The organism is Vibrio ishigakensis (assembly GCF_024347675.1).
GTDB classification, from domain to species: Bacteria; Pseudomonadota; Gammaproteobacteria; order Enterobacterales; family Vibrionaceae; genus Vibrio; species Vibrio ishigakensis.
The window spans coordinates 938335-958365 of sequence record NZ_AP024881.1; the positions used below are offsets into that span (position 1 = coordinate 938335).

Consider the following 20031-nt stretch of genomic DNA (forward strand, 5'->3'; position numbering starts at 1 on the left):
GGTTAACTCACCCCTTTATCTTTATTCAGGTGACGGCTAGCAATACGCACTATGTTTTCCCCTTCTGAGATATTAATCAGCATCAGGTTGATCAGTTTTTGCAGCTTTTCCGTCTCTATAGACTCTTTGTTGATGGCCTTTTCTTCCAATTGCACCGCAAGCTCGGTCAGGTTATTCATATGAAGGCTCATTGCCATCCCTTTCACGCTATGCAGTGCACTGCGCAAACCGTCATGATTTTCGCCTTCATGTGTTTCGACTAATGAAGGGATAAGGTTTCTGAAGTCATTAACTAGGGTTTCTACAATCGCAATTAGACCGCTATGATCATCTGCCATTTCCTGTAAGACTTGCGAGTTACTCAGTTCTTCCTCTGTAACTTTCAGTTTTCTAATGGGCTTTCTGACTATGGACGTCACGTTAGAAGTTATTGGCGAGCCTAAGCCAGACTCTTTTCTCTTGGCAAAGGCGGTTTGCAGCGCATCAGCGAAGCTTTGTTCTTGCAGAGGTTTAGTGAGTACCGCGTTTGCACCGGCTCGCAAGAAGGCTTTATGAGGCTCATCAAAAACGTCCGCAGTGTAGGCAAATATAATCACGTCACTGGACAGCTGGTCTCTTATATAGTGGGTGCACTCAATGCCATTCATTTCAGGCATATGGTTATCCATGATCACCAAGTCAAAGTCTTTCTCTGAGAGCATGGCAATCGCAATCTTGCCGTTTTCAGCGAGTTCTACTGTGAAGCCTAACCTAGTGCAGAAGTTTCGCGCAACAATGCCGTTGACCTTATTGTCATCTACTATCAGTACATGCAATTTAGGGTAATCGATGTCGCGGTGCGCTGAGTCTTGAATGAGCTGTGGGCTTAAGGCTTGTTCTTTCCATTCCATAGGTAAGGTGATGGTAAAAGTGGAGCCTTCTCCCTCTTTGCTTTCAAGATCGATATGACCTTTCATCAAACTGACTAACTTACTTACGATAGCCAAGCCTAGCCCGGTGCCACCGTACTTACGTGTGGTTGAGGTATCAGCTTGTTCGAATGATTTGAAGATATTTCTCTGTTTGTCTATCGGTATGCCAATGCCGGAATCAATAACAGAAATAACGAATCGGTTACTGGCTTTGTGTAAGTAGAGGTCGATAATCACGCTGCCGTGAGACGTGAATTTGATAGCATTGCCAGTTAGATTGAAAAGGATCTGGGTTAGCCTATTGCGGTCTCCCAGTAATAGGGTGTTCTCTGGGATCTTGTTATGGGCTTTTAGCGAGATCCCTTTGTCAGACGCTAATTGAGAAAGGGGTTTAAGTACAGGATTGAGAATACGATCAACGTCGAAGAACTCTTGTTCTAATGTGAGCTTGTTTTCCTCAATTTTCGAGTAATCTAGTATGTCGTTAAGTATTGTGAGCAGGTGTTGGCCTGATTCAAGAATGATAGTGGAATGCTCAATAGTGGACGCTTCTTTACTTTCGTCCTTGATAATCTGAGCTAGACCCAGGACGCCATTCAATGGTGTTCTGATCTCATGGCTCATCGTTGAGAGGAAGTCAGATTTCGCCTGAGTGGCTTTTTCCGCTTTTCGTTTTTCTTCCTCTAGGCGTCTGTTTTTTAGCTCCATCTCTTTATAAGAGCCTTGAAGAGTCTGAGCTAACGAATAGAAACTGCTGGTTAGTGTTGAGATCTCATCTTTGGTTCTAAAATAGGCTTTGTTTTGTAACATGTTCACGCCACGAGCCAAGTTTAGGTCTTTCATCTCATTAGATGCTAGAAGGAGAATCTTTAGTCTCTTATTCAATCTGTGTGATGCCATTATCGCGACTAGTGAAGAGATCATGATAATTAGTAGCGAGCCAAATATAAGGGTATAGGTGGTTTTATCTGCGGATTCTTTTGAGGCATTAATTCTTTTATATATGAGTTTCTTTTCAATCCGAATGAACTTGGTTAATTCAGATTTTATCTCCCGCTTAATTTTTGCGTACTCACTTCCTTCGGTGTCTTTGGGCACGTGTTCCATAAATGCTAGATTCGAACTACGAGAATTCGAGGGATGATTCACCTCATTACTTACTAGAGACAACCATTGCTTGTGTAGCTTATTTATATAGTTGAGTCTTTGGACTTGTTCTGGATTGTCATCCACTTGGTTGGTGAGGGTGGCAATTTTATTTGGCCACGCTGCAAGGGCATAGGTAAATTTCTCAGCAAAGCTGTTTTCATCGGTAAGCACCGCACCGCGGTGCCCATACTCCATCTTGTCCACTAGGCTCAGCAGTTCTTCTGCGCGACCGATAGCTTTATGAGTGTGGTTTACCCAACCGTTGTCGGAGAGCAGAGATTGAGTGTTGTGGTAAACGGTAGTAGAGACCACCAATACCAAGGAGATAGGAATAAAAACACAGAATAGGAATTTGACCTTTAGGGAGATATTGTCAAACCAATGAGTTATTGCGGTCATTTAAACCTCTAGTACGCATAATTTATACAGTGTATCTGCCTGTATTTAAGGACATATCTGTGGCGATTCAAATTTAAGTTTCTGCTGATATTTATTTGGATTATTAATATCGCATCCTATACTGCCGACCAAAGGATTCGCCGATAAGGGCGTGAAGGAAATCTCTGAGGTTGGGGTTATGAAGAAGGCAATTATCACATTGTCAGTGATAGGGGCGTTAGGGACAGGCTTATTGTTGAATGACAGCCATGATTCTCATCAAGATGAGCATCATGGTCATGGTCATGGTCATGAAGATGAACATGCTCACGTCCATGAGGAGTCAACTAAAGCACAAATTGCGCTGGTTTCTCCTATCCCAAATGACCAAGATTACAACGCCCCTTTGGCAAGTTTAGGCTTTACCCTGTTCAATGACCCGAAGCTCTCTTCTAACGGTAAGGTCAGTTGTGCATCCTGTCATAATTTGGCCACTAATGGCGCTGAAATCACCCCTGTCTCCACCGGAGTAAAAGGCGCCGGCGATCGTAACTCACTCACTGTTTTCAACTCTTCCCTCAATTATCGATTCTTTTGGGATGGCAGGGCAAATACCTTGCTCGAGCAGCTCGACGGTCCTGTTGAGAACCCTTTAGAGATGGACTCTAGCTGGGAAGAAATAGAAACGTATGTACTCGGAAACACTCACTATAAAGAGATGTTCACCGGTGCTGGGCTAAAAATAAGCAAAGACAACATAAAGCTAGCCCTGACCGAGTTTATGCGAGCACTGAATACTCCTAATGCTCCTTTTGATCGCTATTTGGAAGGGGAAACAACCGCTTTAAATGAACAACAAACTCGAGGCTGGAATGAGTTCCAAGATCAAGGATGCATCAATTGTCATCGAGGGGTAAATATAGGCGGTGGCCTTGTGACTCGCTTTGGGTACTTTGGGTTGCCGGACAATGCTGAAGAGGAAACGTCGGCGAAATCCAACATGTTTCGCGTTGCCAGCTTACGCAATGTTGCGCAGACGGCCCCTTATTTTCACGATGGCAGCGTAGAGTCACTGCGGGAGGCGATCACCATTATGGCGAAGGTACAGTTGGGTAAGGAGCTGAGCGAACAGAGCATTGAAGATATCCACTCATTCTTGCAGACCCTCACAGGGGAAAAACCTCAAATCCTTCAAGGGGGCGTGAATGCAAAAAATTAAGGGGACATACCTAGTTTTAATCACACTGCTCGTCGCGTGCTCTAGCGCTCTGTTCTATCTGTATGGTCAGATCATGAAGGTAGACCAGGTATTTGTCTCTCGCAGCGCTTTGGGGCATGAGCTGATCGAGCTAAAAGAGAAGGTAATGCTTCACTCTCTCGACAGTCAAAGTGACCCCTATTATCTCAATGAAGAAGTGGTTGATATTGAGCGCAAAATTCAGATGGCGGTGCGTAGTAGGGATAAAGTTTTTCCTGAGTATGACACAAGTTTAGCTAGGCTAGATGCCTACTTTTTAGAGCACGCCCTCGCGCTTACACAGACGCTCGATAGAATAGTGGGCTTCACTATTGTCAGAAACTCGTCACTCTCCTCACTAGAATCCAATGGTGTTTTTGAACCCGAGATTATGCTTGATGTCCTCGGCATTTCACCTAGTCAAGAGTTACCGACCTCAGAAACAGAGAAAGCCTTTACCTTGATCAATACGGTAAAAAATATCGACGGATATAAGAAAGAGCTTTATTCCTCCATATTTCATTCAGAAAAATCGCACTTTGTTGAAACAACAGAGCATGGCCTTGGCGATCTAAAGGCGGTTATTCAAAAACACATCTTTATAGGTTTGTTCATCGATGCTTTGATATTGAGCTTGATAGCGTATTTGGTTTATCACCAGCGAGTGAAGGAGTTTGCAGAGAATGAGGCAATAAACCAGGCCGCACTAGAGAAACTGGAACAAGCTAATGAGGCGAAATCTACCTTCCTCGCCACCATGAGTCATGAGCTCAGAACCCCGATGAACGGGGTATTAGGACTGGCAGAGATAATTCGTGAAGATACCAAAGAAGCGGATACAAAAGAGCATGTTCAGGTAATCTTGGACTCAGGCAGGCATTTGGTGACTTTGCTAAATGATATTTTAGATATTTCTAAGGTTGAAGGGGGAGAGTTGAAGCTTGAGAAGTGTCCGTTTCGTCTTTCTGAGCTTATCGACCTCGTTTCTAACTCCTTGGGACCTATTTCAGAAACCAAAGGTGTGGCGCTTAAGATCACCAGCGATGTTCCAGAGCATTTGAGCTTAGTTGGTGACCCATCCAGAGTCAGACAGATAGTATTTAACCTGGTAGGCAATGCACTTAAGTTTACAGAGCAAGGCAGCGTTGATCTTCACTTTGAACTTGATGATGGTGAGCAACCGAGACTGCTGATAAGAGTTAAAGACACAGGTGTTGGGATAGAAAGAGACAAACTGGATACCATCTTCGCGCCATTTCAGCAGGCCGACCTTTCAACCACTAGAAAATTCGGCGGTACCGGGTTAGGTCTTACCATAGTTAAGCAGTTAGCCCATCTGATGGGAGGAGACATACAGGTATTTAGCCAGCCTGGTGTCGGCAGTAAGTTTACAGTCATTCTACCGATAGAGTGTGTTGCTACCTCCGCTGAAGCTGTTGCAGCGAGCCCTAGTCGTAGCCAATCTGAGAAGAATCAGACTGGCAAGCGAGCGTTAAGCATATTGCTTGTGGAAGATAATCTAGTAAATGCTGTTGTGGCTAACAGATTCTTGAAGAACTTTGGTTGCGAGGTGACGAACGTCAATAATGGCCTTGAAGCGCTCACCATTCTTGCAGAGAAAGCCTTTGACTTGATCATCATGGATAACCATATGCCAAGGTTAAGTGGTGTAGATACCATAAAGCAGATCAGAGAAGAGCTTAAACTAGATACCGTGATATTTGGTTATACTGCCGACGTGTTTCAGCATGCCCATGATGAGTTTATCAGTGCCGGCGCCAACTACGTGTTGACTAAACCCCTACAGCAAAGCACCTTGCATAGTGCTCTAGAGCAGTTCAGTGAACATTTTAGCGATAACCTAAAGCTGTCCTCATTTGAAGATACCCCATCAAACGTTATTCCGCTAAAGCGCGTGCAAATTGAGAATCTCCCGATTACAGAAGAAGAGATCTCACAGAGTCCGCTGTTGAATAGTGAAGGGCTTGAGGAACAAGACAGAGTTGAGTTACTTGATGCCCTTAAGTGCGAGCTGGAGATTGCATATGAGGGCGTTATCAATGCCTATGCCGAGTCCGACCTAGAAGAGCTCAATGAAAAGCTTCATTCGCTGAAAGGAATCGCTTATGAGTTTGGCCTTGAGACTTTTGGAGCACTGGCGCTAGAAAATGAAAGCCAAGTGAGAAATAACATATTGCCTGAGGCTGGGCAGCTTCAAAAAATGGTCAATTTGATCTTGGTAAATAATCACCAGGTCTCCAGAATGTTAGGTAGTACCACTAAAAACAAGGATGTTGGTTAGTGAAAGATATTGTTAATAAAGTAAGGGGTTCACTGCAGCTGCAGTACATATTGCTGACAGTAATTGCCTTAATCGGTTTTGCCATAGATTTAACCATTCCCTTAGGGGTAGCGTTTGGCGTCTATTATGTGATTGTCATCCTTGTATCCCTTGCCTTTAACAACACCAGTATGACGCTGTTTTGGGCGGTGACCTGTTCATTACTTACTGTAATAGGGTTTTTAATCTCTCCAGACGGAGGGGAGATGTGGAAGGTTATCTTTAACCGTGTTATTTCGGTTGGGGCTATTTTGACAGTAGCGATCGTCTCTTTGTTGGTTCTAAAAAAAAATAAGGAATTGATGAAGCTTGAAGCGGATCTAGAACTGTCTAGCGTGCGTTCTCGTCTTGGTGAGGTGGCCGAGTATGCCAAGGACGCGATAATTATCACCGATAAGCATGGCTGTGTATCTTGGACAAATAACGCCTTTACTCAAATCACGGGCTATGAGTTAGCCGATGTAGAGGGAAAGAAACCAGGGGACGTTCTACAAGGTAGGGATACCGAGATTGATACGGTAGAAAGATTGCACAATGCAGTTAAAAATGCCCAGCAGATAGAGGTCGAGATCTTAAACTACCACAAGAATGGAACCCCATATTGGATTGAACTTGCGATAACCCCGATACTCGTTGATGGTGAGCTTCAGCGCTTTATTGCAGTAGAGCGAGACATTACGACCAGAAAAAACCTTGAGTTTAGACTCAAAGAGTTAGCCACCATGGCAAGAGCGGAGACAGACAACAAGTCTCACTTTATGTCACTACTTATCGATGAACTGAGAGTGCCGTTAAATCGACTCAAGAATATTAACGAGAAGCTAAGACTCGATGATAGCGCCGAGAACATCCAAGAGGTTCATGCGGGTATCAATGTATGTAACTCTTTTATAGAAAATACGATTTTGAGTATCGAAACTCTAGAGAATATCGACCTTAACAACTTCAGAATCTACAAGTCCTCTTTCAGATTTAACTCCATAATAGAGAATCTGAGGAAGTCGACCACTCAAATTGCTGGAGAGCAGAATCTTGACTTAGAGTTCAAAGACGAGCTTTCTCAAAGCGTGACTTATTACAGTGATAGTAGCCTGATCAATAGTATCTTCTCTTTCTATATATCAAGTGTGGCGAACAAGCTTGAAGACTGTAAGGTACTGATCCACTTCAGTGATTCGATACAGAATGACACTGGATTAGTAAATCTGTTCATTCGAATCGAAGACCTTGGGGAAGTCTATCATGTGTTAAATGATAGAGTTGGACACGGTAACTTGGATGTTTCTATTCTCTCTATGGGGCGCTCGTTTGTTTTTCAGAGATTGAACGAGGTAATTCAGAAACTAGGCGGCTCACTAGATTACGGGATAGAGAATGAAGATGCGTCGACTATCTCTCTTACGCTTCCGCTCGAGTTAGATACCAGTAGCTTTGCTCCATATCCAGTGGAAACCCATCAGCGCATCTTGATTGCTGAAGACAATAGGGTGAATGCATTAGTTTTGATTAAGATGCTTCGCTCTTTAGGCTTTGCGGACATTGATACGGCGAGGAATGGAGCAGAGGCCGTGGAGATGGCTCGCAAGAAACAATATCATGCTATCTTGATGGATAATCATATGCCGATAATGAATGGTATTGAGGCCAGCAAGATCATAAAGAAAACCGTGGATGCAGACATCAACATCATTGCTTGTACTGCTGATAGCTCAGATGTGGCGGTAGAAGGGTTTAAACAAAGTGGTGTTGATAAAATTATCTTTAAACCTATTAATAAGGCCAAGATTCTAGAGCATCTGGAAGTGGTAGACGATTCATTTAAGGTAGTGGACAAACTGGCTTAACCATAAGGCCACTACCGACTCTGAGGCTATTAGTGATAGGTGAGGGAGTTTTGAAGCGCGGTATCTAGGTACTTCATGATGTCATCACGAGTTATACCGTCGAACGGGTAGATGGCAGTGGTCATGGCAAAGTTAAAGCGAAGTTTACTGTTCGCTACCGTGATATCTTGCATCAGCGCCGCATAGAAAGCTTGCACGAATTTTAACGCCTTATTGTTTTCGTCGACGTTGGGTAATATTCCGTAGAAGTGGCCGTTGTAGAAACAATAGTAATGATCGGTGTTGCGATAAGCCCTCAGACGGTTAGCAAAGATCTTAAGTCCTGTCTCGTACACCTTGTCACCGTGCTCTTGAAGCAGTTGTTCAGAGTTTGTTAGGCGTATGGTGATAACGCTAAAGGCTCGTCCGTTGGCCCGATATTTATTCACCGCAAGGTCGAAGTCATTGTTGAACAGATATTGATTTCCTAACCCAGTTATTGGGTCTCTCAATGAGGCCTGTTCTATATCTCTTTGTAGTTGCTGTTGCTTGTCAGCATCCTGTCTCTGTTTTATGGCCTGATTGATCACCTTGTAAATGGTATCAGAGGTGAAATCATCCTTGGTGATGTAGTCGTGGACACCGAACTTCATCGCCTCGACAGCAACTTTTTCATTGCCTTGACCGGTTAGCATGATCACAGGCGGTAATCGCGATTCTGAAATCTGATTTATTTGCGTGAGCAGCTCGATACCATTACAGTCGGGTAGTAGATAGTCGAGCAAGATACAGTCGAACTCGGAGCACTCAAGGGCTATGAGCGCAGAAACACTGTTTTCTGCGTGTTCAATTTGTAGATCGGGGTATTTACGTAGTGCACGTGAAATGGCTTCACGGTCGACAACGTCATCATCTATGACTAGTACTTTCATAGTTTTAGGCCTTCCTTTGGCTTAAATTCAATTATGTTCAGATAATTCTTGGCTAGCTCAACTGCGTCTATGAAAGAGTTTCCGGCGTTTTTCTTTATAATATAACCAACAATATTATAGGTATAAGCTTTAGCTATATCCTCTTCAAGAGATGAAGATGTGAGGATAAACACCACAAACTTGTTTAAATCACCTCGGCTTTTAAGCTCTTCAAGCAACTCTAGACCGTTTAGGCGTGGCATGTTGATGTCCAAAAGCATGAAAAAAGGACCATCTGAACACAGCTTTCCATCTTCGTCATACAGCATTTCGAGCGCTTCCAAGCCATCTTTCGCAACGAGTAGAGGATTGGGCACCTCTAGTTTCTTGAGCGATCGCTTTACACACTCAGTGTCGACGTAATCATCATCGACCAGAACTATCTTTACGTTAGAGGGAGTTACAGACATAACTTTCACCTTCCTTTGTCTCTAGTTACAAGGCCAACTGAAGCGAACAGTTGTCCCTCTTGTAATATCTGGGTTGGAATCAAGCTCTACACTGCCTTTATATTGTTCTACCACCCGCTGAACCATGGATAAGCCTAGACCGCTACCCTCAATTTCGTCTTTTGGCTTAAGGCTTTGAAACAGTTCAAAAACTTTATCGTGAAACCTTGTTGGAATGCCAGGGCCATCATCGCTTACTTCTATATGGTAGTAGTTGTTTTCTTCATTCATTGCAGCACTCACCTCTATCTTGGTTAACTCGTTATCACCATGCTTGATGCTGTTGCTAATAAGATTGTTCAAAACCAGCAAGAAGGGGGTGTTAGGCACAGATACCTGGTCCACATCAAGGTGCTTAATGAAATCGATATGTTTATCAGCCCCCAACAATGACCAGATATCATCAAGCTCTTTTTCAAGATTTAGAGTCGTAGTTTCAAAGGAACGGGTGCTCACTCGAGCATATTGCAGTAATCCCTCAAGCATACCTTCCATACGCTCGATTCGACTGCCGAGCAAGCTGAGGTGACTCTTAGTATCATCACTGGCAATCTCTTCGATGTCTTCTTCTATCCAAGAGGAGAGGTTTTTTATGGCTCTTAGCGGTGCCTTGAGGTCATGGGAGGCAACGTAGGCAAAGCGTTCGAGTTCAGCATTGGAGCGGGTCAACTCGGTATTTAGTTTTTGGATTGCTATGGTGCGTTTGTAGTTATCACTGATATCCATGACCACGCCAAACAGTTCCGTCATCTGGTTCCCAATATCGAATTTACCTTCAAGAAACACCTGTACCCATTTTTCTTCGCCGCTTGCAGTGACGATAGGGTAGGTAAACTTAGGGAAGCGATCACCAGGCTTCATCCGTAACATTTGACCCACCATATGATTGTGAAACTCTTGATAATCTGGGCGAATCCAAGTTACAAATAGCTCATAGGTTAATTCGGTTTTTTCTCTTCCAAAGATACGCCACAGCTCTTTTGACCACTCAATGGTCTTATCCGATATTCGATAGCTCCAGTTACCTACCTTGGCGATAGACTCGGCATTTCGGAGTTTCTCTAGGGTTCGCTCCTTCTCTTTTATGTTCAATGTCTCTTTAGTGATGTCTTCTATGAAGAGTATAAAATGCTGATCTTCATGCAAGAGGCTGGTATTCAGAGTCACTGATATAGATATGGTTTTGGGCGTTCCTTTCCAGGTGACCAAACTGAGCTTGTCAGAATATTGCCCTATGGTTCCCTCAGACAGGGACTGGAACCCCTGCTTTATCTTTCTTCTTGTTGCTTCGGTAAAGAGAGATAACCAGTTTTCTTTGTTTATATATTCGTGGTTGAGCTCAAATATCGAGCGTAGCTTAGAGTTTGACTCTTTAATTGATAGCTTGTGGTCACAAAACCCCATACCCACTAAACCAAGGTCAAAATACTGGCGGTAGTATTTTTCTTTGCTTCTCAACTTATTCTCTAAATGCCTATGCTCTGAAATATCTTCCACATTTATCATAAACCTAAACTTAGAGCGAAGATGTTCGGATATAAAGCATAGTGTTACCTTTAACCATTTACATTTATGGTTATCGGTTAATATTTTTTTCTCGAAAACTATAGTTTTATATTTCCCTTCATATAGGGTATTGAACATTTTGTGAGATTGGTATCGTTCAACTTCAGAGAATATTTTATGGAAAGCCTGACCAATTAACTGATCGTCACTTTGTTCTAGTATCTTACATAACTCTTGGTTAACGCTTCCCCAGGTTTCATCGTTGTATAGGAAGCCAAGACCGATACGGGAATGCTCAAATAAAAATTGGCTACCCTCTTCATCTGATAGCCGATTGGACGCTGCAATTGGGGATGTATTCGAGTAATCGGAAATTTGTTTGGAGTAAAAGGAGAGCAGTCGTTTCGCATTGCCTTCACTCTCAATAGTGAAGTTGCTCATCTGTAGCTTGATGGCAGTTGCATTTTCCCCGATAAAACTCAGAGTTGTCTCGTATGGGATACTAGGATTCTCAAATTGGATTTGTTGTAATTTGTTATATGTATCAAGATCTTGAGGGTGAACCCGCTGAGAGAGCCAATGCATCGAAGTTGGGGATTCTTCAGTTTCATAATGCAGTAGATTGATCAGGCTGGAGCTAAACCAAGCATCTTTGCTTCCATCCAGGTTGGAGTATGAGATACCGTCTATCGAGCGACTTTGCATTAGCTCAAAAAACCTATTGTCGTGCTTCAAAAGTTCATAGAATTCCTGCTCTAGATAGTTGCTCTTATCTCTGTCCATTGGATACTTTTCGTGACTATGAATAGGTTCAGTATTCATGAAAAAAACCGAGTCTTCAATAGCTTGAGTATGTCTTAAAAATAAATTTGAAACCCAGTTTAGCCCTTCTATCTTATCAGTCAGTAGAGTAGGAAGGTTTGTTATATGGACATCATTGGAAGTAACTTGCTCATTTGGGAATATGACGTCGAATCGAACATGTTTACGTTCAGCACTCCCAATCAACCATCTAAGGCAGTGCCGTTTCGCGCAGTTGAAAGGTTCGTCAAAGTCTATATCTCTGAAGATTATCAAGACCACTTGTTGAGCCAATTTACTAAATCTAATACTAATGAATTAAAAAGTGTTGTAGAGATAAGCGATTACAATGGATATCGATTAACTTATAAATTATCAGGATATTCACCTTCTGGTTCAAAGCGAAGAGGTCAGTTTGAACTGATTTCAAAAATTCCTTTATTATTTGAGTCCAAGGTCGCCTTCAATGCACTATTAAGTGATGTTAGGAAAAGTGTTGTAATTACTAATGAAAAATTCGACATACTCATGTCAAATAAGGTGTTTCAAAGTACCTTTAAAATTAATGGCTCCGGATATATTGGTAATAATATTGCTCAAGTACTAGTTGGCGTAAATAATGAACATATTTTCGCTGAAATTAAGCAAGAACTTGTCAACGCTAATCGTTGGAGTGGATTATTTTTATCCAAAGATGCGATAGACAACTTTTTGTTGCATGATCTTGAGGTAGTCAAATTCAGCCTAAACGAGCGAGATACCTTCTATGCATTTCGATGGACCCTTCTGGCAGGAAATAAAAATTACAAGACTGTGGCAAACTATGACTACACAATAAAGGATGTGGACGTTGCGAATGCCAAGGAGTTTCGTAAGCGAGCAAAAGAAAATGTCGCTCCAGATGTATGCTACATGTGTATATCTCTATTACCGGATTTCAATGCCACTAACCGTGATAGGAACCAAGTTAGCCTCGCATTGGGTCTTAAAAATATGTACCAGAGTGACAACATTGGCTATTTCGGTGAAGGAGTCTTTGTGGTTTTGGTCGAAGCAAATATGGACGATCTGCTCGCCATGGGTGGATTATCGCGAATGGTGAGGCGCTTCAAGCGCAAGCTTAGAGGAGAGGTTGAAGATAAGATCTATCGAAGTGTTCTTAACGGTAAAGTAGGTATCGACCTACTGGGAATTGATTCCTCTAGCATAGACGAGACCATCACTAACTCTTTGCTGGCATTAGATACTCATGATACTGAGACGGCAAAGTTCAATCTGTTCGATCAAGAAGTCTATAAAGAGTCGTACAGACGTCGTCGCTTAGAGGCTTTAGTGGTGAACGTGATTCGTACCCGTCAACTTGATGTTCACTTCCAGCCTGTTGTTTCCCTTCGTACGGGGAGAATAGCTAAATTTGAGGCCCTATGTCGCTTCCCACAGTTAGCGCAAGAGTTCGGTGTTCAAGAGATGGTATTGGCCGCTGAGAGGCTCGGTGTGGTACACACCTTAGATAAGTTGGTTTGTGAAAAGGCGATGAGTTACTTTCAAAGGATTTTGTCTAGATGCGAGGATGAGGTGCAGTTATCAGTAAACTGCTCTTTGCTCGATGAAGAGCATGGGCTGCAATATCTCAGCGATCTTTTCAATCTAATTCAAACTTCTACTAATAAGCCAAACCAAGTAGGTATTGAGATAACTGAGAGCAGTTATTTTGCCAATTCGTTGAATAATTCCAATTTAATCAACACTATACGAAACAAGGGAGTACAGGTATTTGTTGATGATTTTGGTACAGGTAATTCATCGTTCAGCTACTTCAATGATTTCCAGTTTGATGTACTCAAAATTGACCGAAACTTTATTCAAGATATTCACCAGGTGAGACAAAAATACTTTGCGGTAAAAATGCTAGTGGAACTGTCACACGAACTGGGTATCTCTGTGGTTGCTGAAGGTGTCGAATGTAATGAAGAGTTGGAGATACTCAAAGAATTCGATGTGGATTTTGTGCAAGGCTATTTATTTTCCAAGCCGCTTTCTATGGAAGCAATTATGGAGGTAGATGAGGTGAATGATCTTATCCAGGTGGATAGTAACTTGGATCTGGCGTATCAGAATGTAAGTTAACAGCGAATAAGTAAGCAAGTGACAGAGTGAAATTAACAGGAGAGACTTATATCTTTTTTGGTCTGCTTATATTATTTAATTATGTAAACTGCATGAAAATTCGCTAATTTTTACCACTAAAGTAGGAGATTGACCCCAAATATCGTAAGTAATTTCGCATTGCCATGAAACGCAACTCATAAGGTTTGAATTCAACCATAATTGACGCTAATGTTATTTTTATCGGAATGACATTCATCAAAGAAATGAAGGCGTCCGACTCAACGTCATATGGTTATGGAGCGACTTATGGTTGACAAGGCTGATTTCGAAGGCAAGGCTAGCCTCGAGACACGTGTGAATGCGACAACCCCCGACCCCTACGTAAAGTACGTTCAAGACATAACAGGGATTGAACTGCTTGAGCCGGATCAAGAGATCTATTATTCACGCCTAGCCCGTGCGGGCGATTTTGATGCGCGACAAATCTTGATTGAAACTAACCTCCGGTTGGTGGTGAAGATTGCGCGTAAATACGTAAACAGAGGCAACGCCTCGAACAACCTCCTCGATCTTATTGATGAGGGCAATATAGGGCTAATGAAGGCTATCGATCGTTTCGACCCTGAGTTGGGCTATCGCTTTTCAACCTACGCCGTATGGTGGATAAGAGAAAGCATCGAATCTTATCTAATGAACCATAGTCGGACAGTGCGCATCCCTATTCATGTACAAAAAGAGATCAGTAAGCTCTCTAAAGCAGCAAAGCGGGCCTCGAACGAGTTGCAGCGTGTGCCAACGCTGAAAGAGGTGGCGAGTCAGGAGAACCTGTCCATCGATGAGATGAGTGATCTCATGACTAGCACCTCTCATATAGATTGCCGAGCTACAGCGCAGTTAAAAGAACGCAGTCAATATGAGCTTGAAGAGATCCCAGAGCCTGTATCCCAGAGCCCTTCGGGCCTGCATGAGAGCACTCAATTGATGCAGAGTTTGGAGAAGTTGGTGGATACCTTATCTCCTAAACATCGAGATATCATCGTTCGTCGTTATGGTCTATTCGGCCAAGAGCGTGAGACGCTCGCCGATCTAAGTGACGACTATCAGCTCTCTAAGGAAAGAATCCGGCAACTTCAAAAAGAGGGTTTGCAGAAACTTAAGAGCAAGCTCAGTTTTGACGGTTGGGACTAAGCATCTGTTCAAGAATAAAACAATGCCCGTCGATTAGATGGGCATTTTTGTGAGTGCTTTTTGTTTGAAAAATAGTCGGTGATTTATATTTGAATCACCGAGATTAACTCCTAGTATGCTCTCTGAATAGAGGGTTAACATATGTCTAAAGATAATCTCGTCCGGGTGCGCTCGTGGAAAGTCATTGACCGAGAACACTACTTTATTGCCAATACTGACACTGCATTTGTTGAAGAAGAGAAAGTAATGAGTGAGGTGCTGAGGGATTGGAAACTTTATGGCCTGTCACCGATTTTTGGTTGTGAGAACAATTTGGGCTTCCAACAGGCGATAAAGAACCTAAGAAAAAACAACGCCACACTTAAAACGCTGCTTAAAGACGATATTTATGGGCTTGCGACAAAAAGGCTAGTTTCAAGCTGGCCGGAAAAATCCTTTGAAAAGAAATATCTAGAATATCTTATCTTGAGATGTGACGCCCAGGTGCGAGTGCCAGTTAATAACCGAGTTCACTAGAGCTTGGTTATTAACTGATAAAGATTCTCTAGGATAGGTAGAGGGTAATCTGTTCTTCTATTTTGGATAGGTTGATGTTTATTTCATCAATAACCGCTTTATCTGACTGTTTACCACCGTTGGCATCAAGCTCTACAGTCTTGAGAAGGGACGAGGTTTCTTCTTCACAAAGATTACTCAGTGTGCCTGAAAGCGTATGCGCCAAACTGTACAACTCCCCAAGATTGCTCTCTTGATGCAAGCCAACCAGTTTATCTCCAATATCAGCATTTTCGTCGAGATAGAGTGACAGTATCATAGTCACTACCTCATCATCGCCATCGAACGTTTCTGAAAGTTTATCCACGTCTATCATAAGCCTTCCCTAACTTTTGCTTCACTTTGTCGAGAGTAGGTTAGGAGTTATAGCAGCAATTTCAAATTAATTATTCAAGTGTTTACTGGAGAGAATTCTTAGATGCGCTGGCGAGTAGGAGTAGGTTTTCTAGATGCACTTTGGCATCGTCACGTTTGAGTTTTTGCAAGATGTTTTCGAAGGCCGTTCGATAGTGTTTATTGTTCAAAAGAGACAAGAGGGTGAGGTCATATTTTTCGACTAGGTTTTCTTGGATCTGCAGGTATTGCTCTTTGTTGGCGATCTCTATGCCTTTCAGTTCGCTCAAGATTTTAAAGCCTTCAGTATACCAAATATGAATAACCTCAATGATGTCCCTTTCCTCGTCAGAAACGGTGAAGCTTTGTTGGTTAAAGTCTTGAAGATAACCTTGGATGGAAACGGGTTTGATCATAAATGTACTCTGTTAAAACCTTGAATAACTATAGTTGAACAATGGCTTCTTTAAAATTTTACTAGTGTGCAAATAAGTCGACTTAGTGATTATTAATACCTGTATACGCATAAAATTGCTACTCGATTCTTAACCTTATAATGAAGAAATTACCTTATCGGGGAATCCAAAGTACTTTTGGGAGCCGTCAGGCTCAAGCATCAGGCATAGATTGGAAGATACCACTAAGCTAGGTTCATTGGTCGAATAGATTACGGTGGAATCTCTAAGCTCTTCGGTGAACAGCTGGTTAAGATAGCTAGCATTTTCATGAGCGCTGCCACATAAAGGCTCGTCAATGATAATGAGGTTACTGCTGTTGCCGCACAGACCAAGGACCAAGCGTAATCTCTGGGAGATACCGTTTGGCAGGCTTTGGGTAAACTCGGTAGTTAGGTCTGTGTCTAGACCCTTTGGGAACCACTCCTCCAACTCAAAGAAGCGGATGTACTTTAGCATTAGCTTTTCAGGCAATATGCCATTATGCAGTACAAAGTTAGACCTCAGCGAACCCTTATAAAAGTTGAGTTCAAATGGGATGTAGTTGATCCCTTTTCGATACCGATAGTTATTAAACTGTTTGATGTTATAGCCATCAAGATACACAGCGCCTTGATAGCGGTCTTCTAGGCCAGCAATGATACTCAGAAGCGTGGTTTTTCCGCAGCCTGAAGGCCCTACGATAGATACCTTATCACCTGGGCCAATCTTAAAGCCGAGATTGGTTAGGCCGTCAGTGGCACCCATGTGCCTGTGGGTCACACCGCTGCCTATTAAATAGCCATCAAAGCGGCGGATAGGCGGACTGTGCTCCAAGTTACTTCGGTCATCTTCTAGGCTCATCAGGTTGTTGATCTGAGCGCCAGCAGCCTTAAGAGATTGGAACTTAGCGATGGAGTTGTAGATGCCCATGATAGGGCCAAGGGCTTTCCACACTAAGATTACAGTCGCCAGCATAGCACCTGCATCCGAGGTGCCGTCCATAACTCCAATTACGGCAGTGACAATACTGGCGGTACCTATCGCTTGTATCAAGCCACCACCCAGTGCCTGTACTCGACTGTTTACCTTGGCAACGGACTCGGCGTCATTGCTACTCTGTTTGTGAGAGGCAGAGAAGCGGGTTTGCATCACGCGTAGCAAAGGCAGGCCCTGAATGGTATGGATGCTGCGCAGCACCTCGTTCCATTGATAAGAGACCATGGCATTTGCGCGTGAGCTCTTTGAAGTCGCCTGGGTATAGATGTATCTAGAGTAAACACAGAATACGAACATCAGCACTAGGCCAGCGAGAACGGTTAGGGCTGCAGTACCAGACATGATTGCGATAGCCAGAATAAACACTATCACAAAGGGCATATCGAAATAGCTGAGAGTGGACTCAGCGGTCACTAGCTTACGGAACTGGTCGATATCCTTTAATCGAGCAAGCTGGGAAGAGACGCCCGCGCGAGAGGTCATGGCGTACGGGAGCCATAGCAGTTTGCCGACCACATTGCGTGAGATATGCACCGCCAAGTCTTTACCTGATGTCGCCAGTATGTTGACCCGCATCTTCTTAAACAGATATTCCATTAGGCCAACCAAGATGGCAAACAGGGTTAGCCAGTAGAGAGTGCTTTCAGAGCTCGAAGAGAGCGCGAAGTTGTATACACTCATGATGAAAAATGGCTGCAGTGCGCCAAATACACTGATCATAAAGCTCAAGAAAACCAAGCTTTTTAACTCACTGTTGTAGCGATAAAAGGTGTATTTAAGCCAGTTGCTTTTATCTTGAGACTCAGGCGCCGGTTCGCGAAAGATACGCGAGTATTCAGAGATGCTGACCAAGGTTACCGGTTGGCCGACAAGATCCAGAACAATGGTGTTGTGGTTCTTGAAGTCATAGATACTGGCCATTGTGCCCTCAACGCTGAGTAAGATAGCGCTGAGCTCTCCAGTTTCAATATAGGCAGGCAGGTTTATGTCCTTCTGCTCTAACTGCGTTATATCAAGATGATGCTCTTCACATTGATACCCAAGACGCTCTAGGGTTTGCAGATAAGAGACGCGATTTTCCGCATCCGGCATATACACATCGGACAGAATATCGGGTGAACCCTCCCATTCACAGGCGATGAGGGTGTAGGCAATACCGCGCAGCAGAGGCGCTTGTTGATACCTGTGCTGGAGTATTTGTGAATCAAAGTCCAGTAGCCTCTGGGTAATGTTCTTAAAATCTACCAGAATACTCATTCGATATGTTCCTTGGAGAGATTGATCTGTTTTAGATTTCGGCTCTGTTTCTGTGAGAGGTTATTGCTGATGATGATGACAATATTGTTGTTAGATTTAGTGGTAAGGGTTGTCACCAGATTCGAGAGAAAACTCTCGGAATAGACGTTGTCTACATCGTCCAAAACTATCAGCTCTTTTCCGCTGACTATGGCCCGCACCACTAATAGCGCGTAATAGGTTTGTCTCGAGAAGGGCACTTGTTTATTGCCACTGAACTGGGTGTAGAAACCGCTGGTCAATGAATCCACCTCAGACTTAACACCAAGAGACTCACACACGGCAAAGGCCTCGTTGTTTTTAGAGCTACGGAAACAGGTGATGTTTTCTATGATGGTGCCCTCTACAAAGCGACTGTGACGGTTGATGTGCGCTACGCTTTCTCGCCACGACATATAGTCATATTCTGTAATCGGACGGTCGTTACAGGTGATGGATAGAGAGTCATCCAATCGGTCTTGGGTTAGGCAAGAGGTGAGGTGAGTCTTGCCACTGGCGCTGTTGCCACGCATGACGTAAATATGCCCACAATTGAATTCGATGCGTTTGTTTTGGCGGGTCTTAATCGACAGATTTTCCATACGGATGAACTCAGACCTAGCCGATGGATTACTATGCAGAGACATGACCTCAGCGATGCGCTCTATCTGGCTGCTGTTAAGCTTCCATCGGCTCAAGGTACGCATTACTTGCTGATAAGGAGCGAAGTAGCGGTTGGTGAGCATGATAACCGCAGCCATGATGCCTTGGCTCGCTTCAAGATTGATAACCGCTTTGGCTAGCAGTACCACTACTGCGGCAATGGAGAGTTGCTGAATAAGAGAGAGTATCAGGTTGAACTCAGATTCGAGTTTCTCATAGTTGATGCTTTGCTCTTCACGCTCTTCAATCATGGCCGTCATGATGGATTCGAGCCTGTGCTCCATGGTTCTGGATTTGTTATCCAAAGGCATAGAGACGATCTCAATGATCTTGGATTGAGTTACCCCTTCTACATCGGATTTAACCTCGAGCACAGATATCTTTTTGTTGGCAATGTAGTTGGCGCTGAAGGCCAGAATCAGCGAGGCGATAATCAGAGTGGCGCCAGCGCCTAGGTTGATAAACCCAATGATCAATATAGTGACCAAGCTGATACAGATGTTTATGAACGACTTGACCGATTCACCGCCAAAAAACGACTTCATTTCATCTATGGTTGAGATCCGCTCAAGGTATTCACCGGGTTCTAGCTGTTGAAATCTGGATATTTTGGAGAGGCAAATTGAGTTAAACACCTTAGTGGTCAGATTGCTTTCAAAGCGCTTCATGATGCTATTGATGATGTGCTCTTCTTGTTTCTTGAGCTGATAATCCAACACTATGGCTAAGAGTATGATGGCAAAAAGCAGGAAGAGGGTGTCCTTTGCTTGATTCGGCAGCACTCGGTCAAATATGATCAGGATAGAAAATGGAAGCACTAGCCCCAATAACGTGGTCATTATGGTCGACAGCGCCAGATAGAGCTTATCTGGCAGGCTGATCTTCTGGGTTAAATAGGGCGTCTGCATA

At 43.3% G+C, this 20031-nt stretch carries 14 protein-coding genes; 6 read left to right on the plus strand and 8 right to left on the minus strand.

Annotated elements, in window-relative coordinates:
- Positions 1-2: 2 nt before the first annotated feature.
- Entirely contained in the window at positions 3-2459 is a 2457-nt protein-coding gene (locus Pcarn_RS04480; RefSeq protein ID WP_261835187.1) for an ATP-binding protein, read from the minus strand.
- A 178-nt stretch (positions 2460-2637) separates the two neighbouring features.
- Here Pcarn_RS04480 and Pcarn_RS04485 point away from each other — a divergent pair, with 178 nt between their 5' ends.
- Genes Pcarn_RS04485 through Pcarn_RS04495 form a run of 3 tightly spaced genes read left to right on the plus strand, consistent with a single transcriptional unit; the run spans position 2638 to position 7860 of the window.
- Positions 2638-3657 carry a cytochrome-c peroxidase gene (locus tag Pcarn_RS04485; RefSeq protein ID WP_261835188.1) on the plus strand — a complete coding sequence of 340 codons (1020 nt, stop codon included), beginning with the start codon at positions 2638-2640 and terminating at the stop codon, positions 3655-3657.
- A complete protein-coding gene (locus tag Pcarn_RS04490; protein WP_261835189.1) occupies positions 3644-5977 on the plus strand; it encodes an ATP-binding protein in 2334 nt (777 codons plus the stop codon). Before Pcarn_RS04485 ends, Pcarn_RS04490 begins: the two co-directional genes overlap by 14 nt.
- Positions 5977-7860: a response regulator gene (locus Pcarn_RS04495; protein ID WP_261835190.1), complete on the plus strand. Its 1884-nt coding sequence runs from the start codon at positions 5977-5979 to the stop codon at positions 7858-7860. The genes Pcarn_RS04490 and Pcarn_RS04495 overlap by 1 nt, the downstream gene beginning before the upstream one ends.
- A 29-nt stretch (positions 7861-7889) precedes the next feature.
- Here Pcarn_RS04495 and Pcarn_RS04500 read toward each other — a convergent pair whose 3' ends face one another.
- Genes Pcarn_RS04500 through Pcarn_RS04510 form a run of 3 tightly spaced genes read right to left on the minus strand, consistent with a single transcriptional unit; the run spans position 7890 to position 11587 of the window.
- On the minus strand, positions 7890-8771 hold the full coding sequence (locus tag Pcarn_RS04500) for a GGDEF domain-containing response regulator (protein WP_261835191.1): 882 nt from the start codon (positions 8769-8771) through the stop codon (positions 7890-7892).
- Positions 8768-9220 carry a response regulator gene (locus tag Pcarn_RS04505; RefSeq protein ID WP_261835192.1) on the minus strand — a complete coding sequence of 151 codons (453 nt, stop codon included), beginning with the start codon at positions 9218-9220 and terminating at the stop codon, positions 8768-8770. The genes Pcarn_RS04500 and Pcarn_RS04505 overlap by 4 nt, the downstream gene beginning before the upstream one ends.
- A 21-nt stretch (positions 9221-9241) precedes the next feature.
- Entirely contained in the window at positions 9242-11587 is a 2346-nt protein-coding gene (locus Pcarn_RS04510; RefSeq protein ID WP_261835193.1) for a PAS domain S-box protein, read from the minus strand.
- 105 nt (positions 11588-11692) lie between these two features.
- On the opposite strand from Pcarn_RS04510, the gene Pcarn_RS04515 reads away from it, so the two are divergent.
- The 3 genes from Pcarn_RS04515 to Pcarn_RS04525 all read left to right on the plus strand — a co-directional run bounded on the left by Pcarn_RS04515 (position 11693) and on the right by Pcarn_RS04525 (position 15379).
- A complete protein-coding gene (locus tag Pcarn_RS04515) occupies positions 11693-13693 on the plus strand; it encodes an EAL domain-containing protein (protein WP_261835194.1) in 2001 nt (666 codons plus the stop codon).
- Positions 13694-13981: 288 nt separating this feature from the next.
- Positions 13982-14863 carry a sigma-70 family RNA polymerase sigma factor gene (locus Pcarn_RS04520; RefSeq protein ID WP_261835195.1) on the plus strand — a complete coding sequence of 294 codons (882 nt, stop codon included), beginning with the start codon at positions 13982-13984 and terminating at the stop codon, positions 14861-14863.
- Positions 14864-15004: 141 nt separating this feature from the next.
- Positions 15005-15379, plus strand: coding sequence for a hypothetical protein (locus Pcarn_RS04525; protein ID WP_261835196.1), 375 nt, complete (start codon positions 15005-15007; stop codon positions 15377-15379).
- A 28-nt stretch (positions 15380-15407) separates the two neighbouring features.
- On the opposite strand, the gene Pcarn_RS04530 is transcribed toward Pcarn_RS04525, so the two are convergent.
- The 4 genes from Pcarn_RS04530 to Pcarn_RS04545 all read right to left on the minus strand — a co-directional run bounded on the left by Pcarn_RS04530 (position 15408) and on the right by Pcarn_RS04545 (position 20030).
- The gene (locus Pcarn_RS04530; protein WP_261835197.1) at positions 15408-15734 is read right to left on the minus strand and encodes a hypothetical protein; all 327 of its coding nucleotides are present in this window, start codon (positions 15732-15734) and stop codon (positions 15408-15410) included.
- 82 nt (positions 15735-15816) lie between these two features.
- Positions 15817-16167 carry a hypothetical protein gene (locus tag Pcarn_RS04535; protein WP_261835198.1) on the minus strand — a complete coding sequence of 117 codons (351 nt, stop codon included), beginning with the start codon at positions 16165-16167 and terminating at the stop codon, positions 15817-15819.
- Positions 16168-16302: 135 nt separating this feature from the next.
- Complete coding sequence (locus Pcarn_RS04540; RefSeq protein WP_261835199.1) at positions 16303-18441, minus strand: ATP-binding cassette domain-containing protein; 2139 nt, start codon at positions 18439-18441, stop codon at positions 16303-16305.
- Positions 18438-20030: an ATP-binding cassette domain-containing protein gene (locus Pcarn_RS04545; RefSeq protein ID WP_261835200.1), complete on the minus strand. Its 1593-nt coding sequence runs from the start codon at positions 20028-20030 to the stop codon at positions 18438-18440. Before Pcarn_RS04545 ends, Pcarn_RS04540 begins: the two co-directional genes overlap by 4 nt.
- Position 20031: the final 1 nt, after the last annotated feature.

Bases quoted from the DNA above. Each gene is read 5' to 3' on its own strand.
- Pcarn_RS04510 (WP_261835193.1), bottom strand. From the start codon at position 11,587: ATGAATACTGAACCTATTCATAGTCACGAAAAGTATCCAATGGACAGA.
- Pcarn_RS04540 (WP_261835199.1), bottom strand. From the start codon at position 18,441: ATGAGTATTCTGGTAGATTTTAAGAACATTACCCAGAGGCTACTGGAC.
- Pcarn_RS04505 (WP_261835192.1), bottom strand. From the start codon at position 9,220: ATGTCTGTAACTCCCTCTAACGTAAAGATAGTTCTGGTCGATGATGAT.
- Pcarn_RS04535 (WP_261835198.1), bottom strand. From the start codon at position 16,167: ATGATCAAACCCGTTTCCATCCAAGGTTATCTTCAAGACTTTAACCAA.
- Pcarn_RS04525 (WP_261835196.1), top strand. From the start codon at position 15,005: ATGTCTAAAGATAATCTCGTCCGGGTGCGCTCGTGGAAAGTCATTGAC.
- Pcarn_RS04515 (WP_261835194.1), top strand. From the start codon at position 11,693: ATGGACATCATTGGAAGTAACTTGCTCATTTGGGAATATGACGTCGAA.
- Pcarn_RS04545 (WP_261835200.1), bottom strand. From the start codon at position 20,030: ATGCAGACGCCCTATTTAACCCAGAAGATCAGCCTGCCAGATAAGCTC.
- Pcarn_RS04530 (WP_261835197.1), bottom strand. From the start codon at position 15,734: ATGATAGACGTGGATAAACTTTCAGAAACGTTCGATGGCGATGATGAG.
- Pcarn_RS04500 (WP_261835191.1), bottom strand. From the start codon at position 8,771: ATGAAAGTACTAGTCATAGATGATGACGTTGTCGACCGTGAAGCCATT.
- Pcarn_RS04520 (WP_261835195.1), top strand. From the start codon at position 13,982: ATGGTTGACAAGGCTGATTTCGAAGGCAAGGCTAGCCTCGAGACACGT.
- Pcarn_RS04485 (WP_261835188.1), top strand. From the start codon at position 2,638: ATGAAGAAGGCAATTATCACATTGTCAGTGATAGGGGCGTTAGGGACA.
- Pcarn_RS04480 (WP_261835187.1), bottom strand. From the start codon at position 2,459: ATGACCGCAATAACTCATTGGTTTGACAATATCTCCCTAAAGGTCAAA.
- Pcarn_RS04490 (WP_261835189.1), top strand. From the start codon at position 3,644: ATGCAAAAAATTAAGGGGACATACCTAGTTTTAATCACACTGCTCGTC.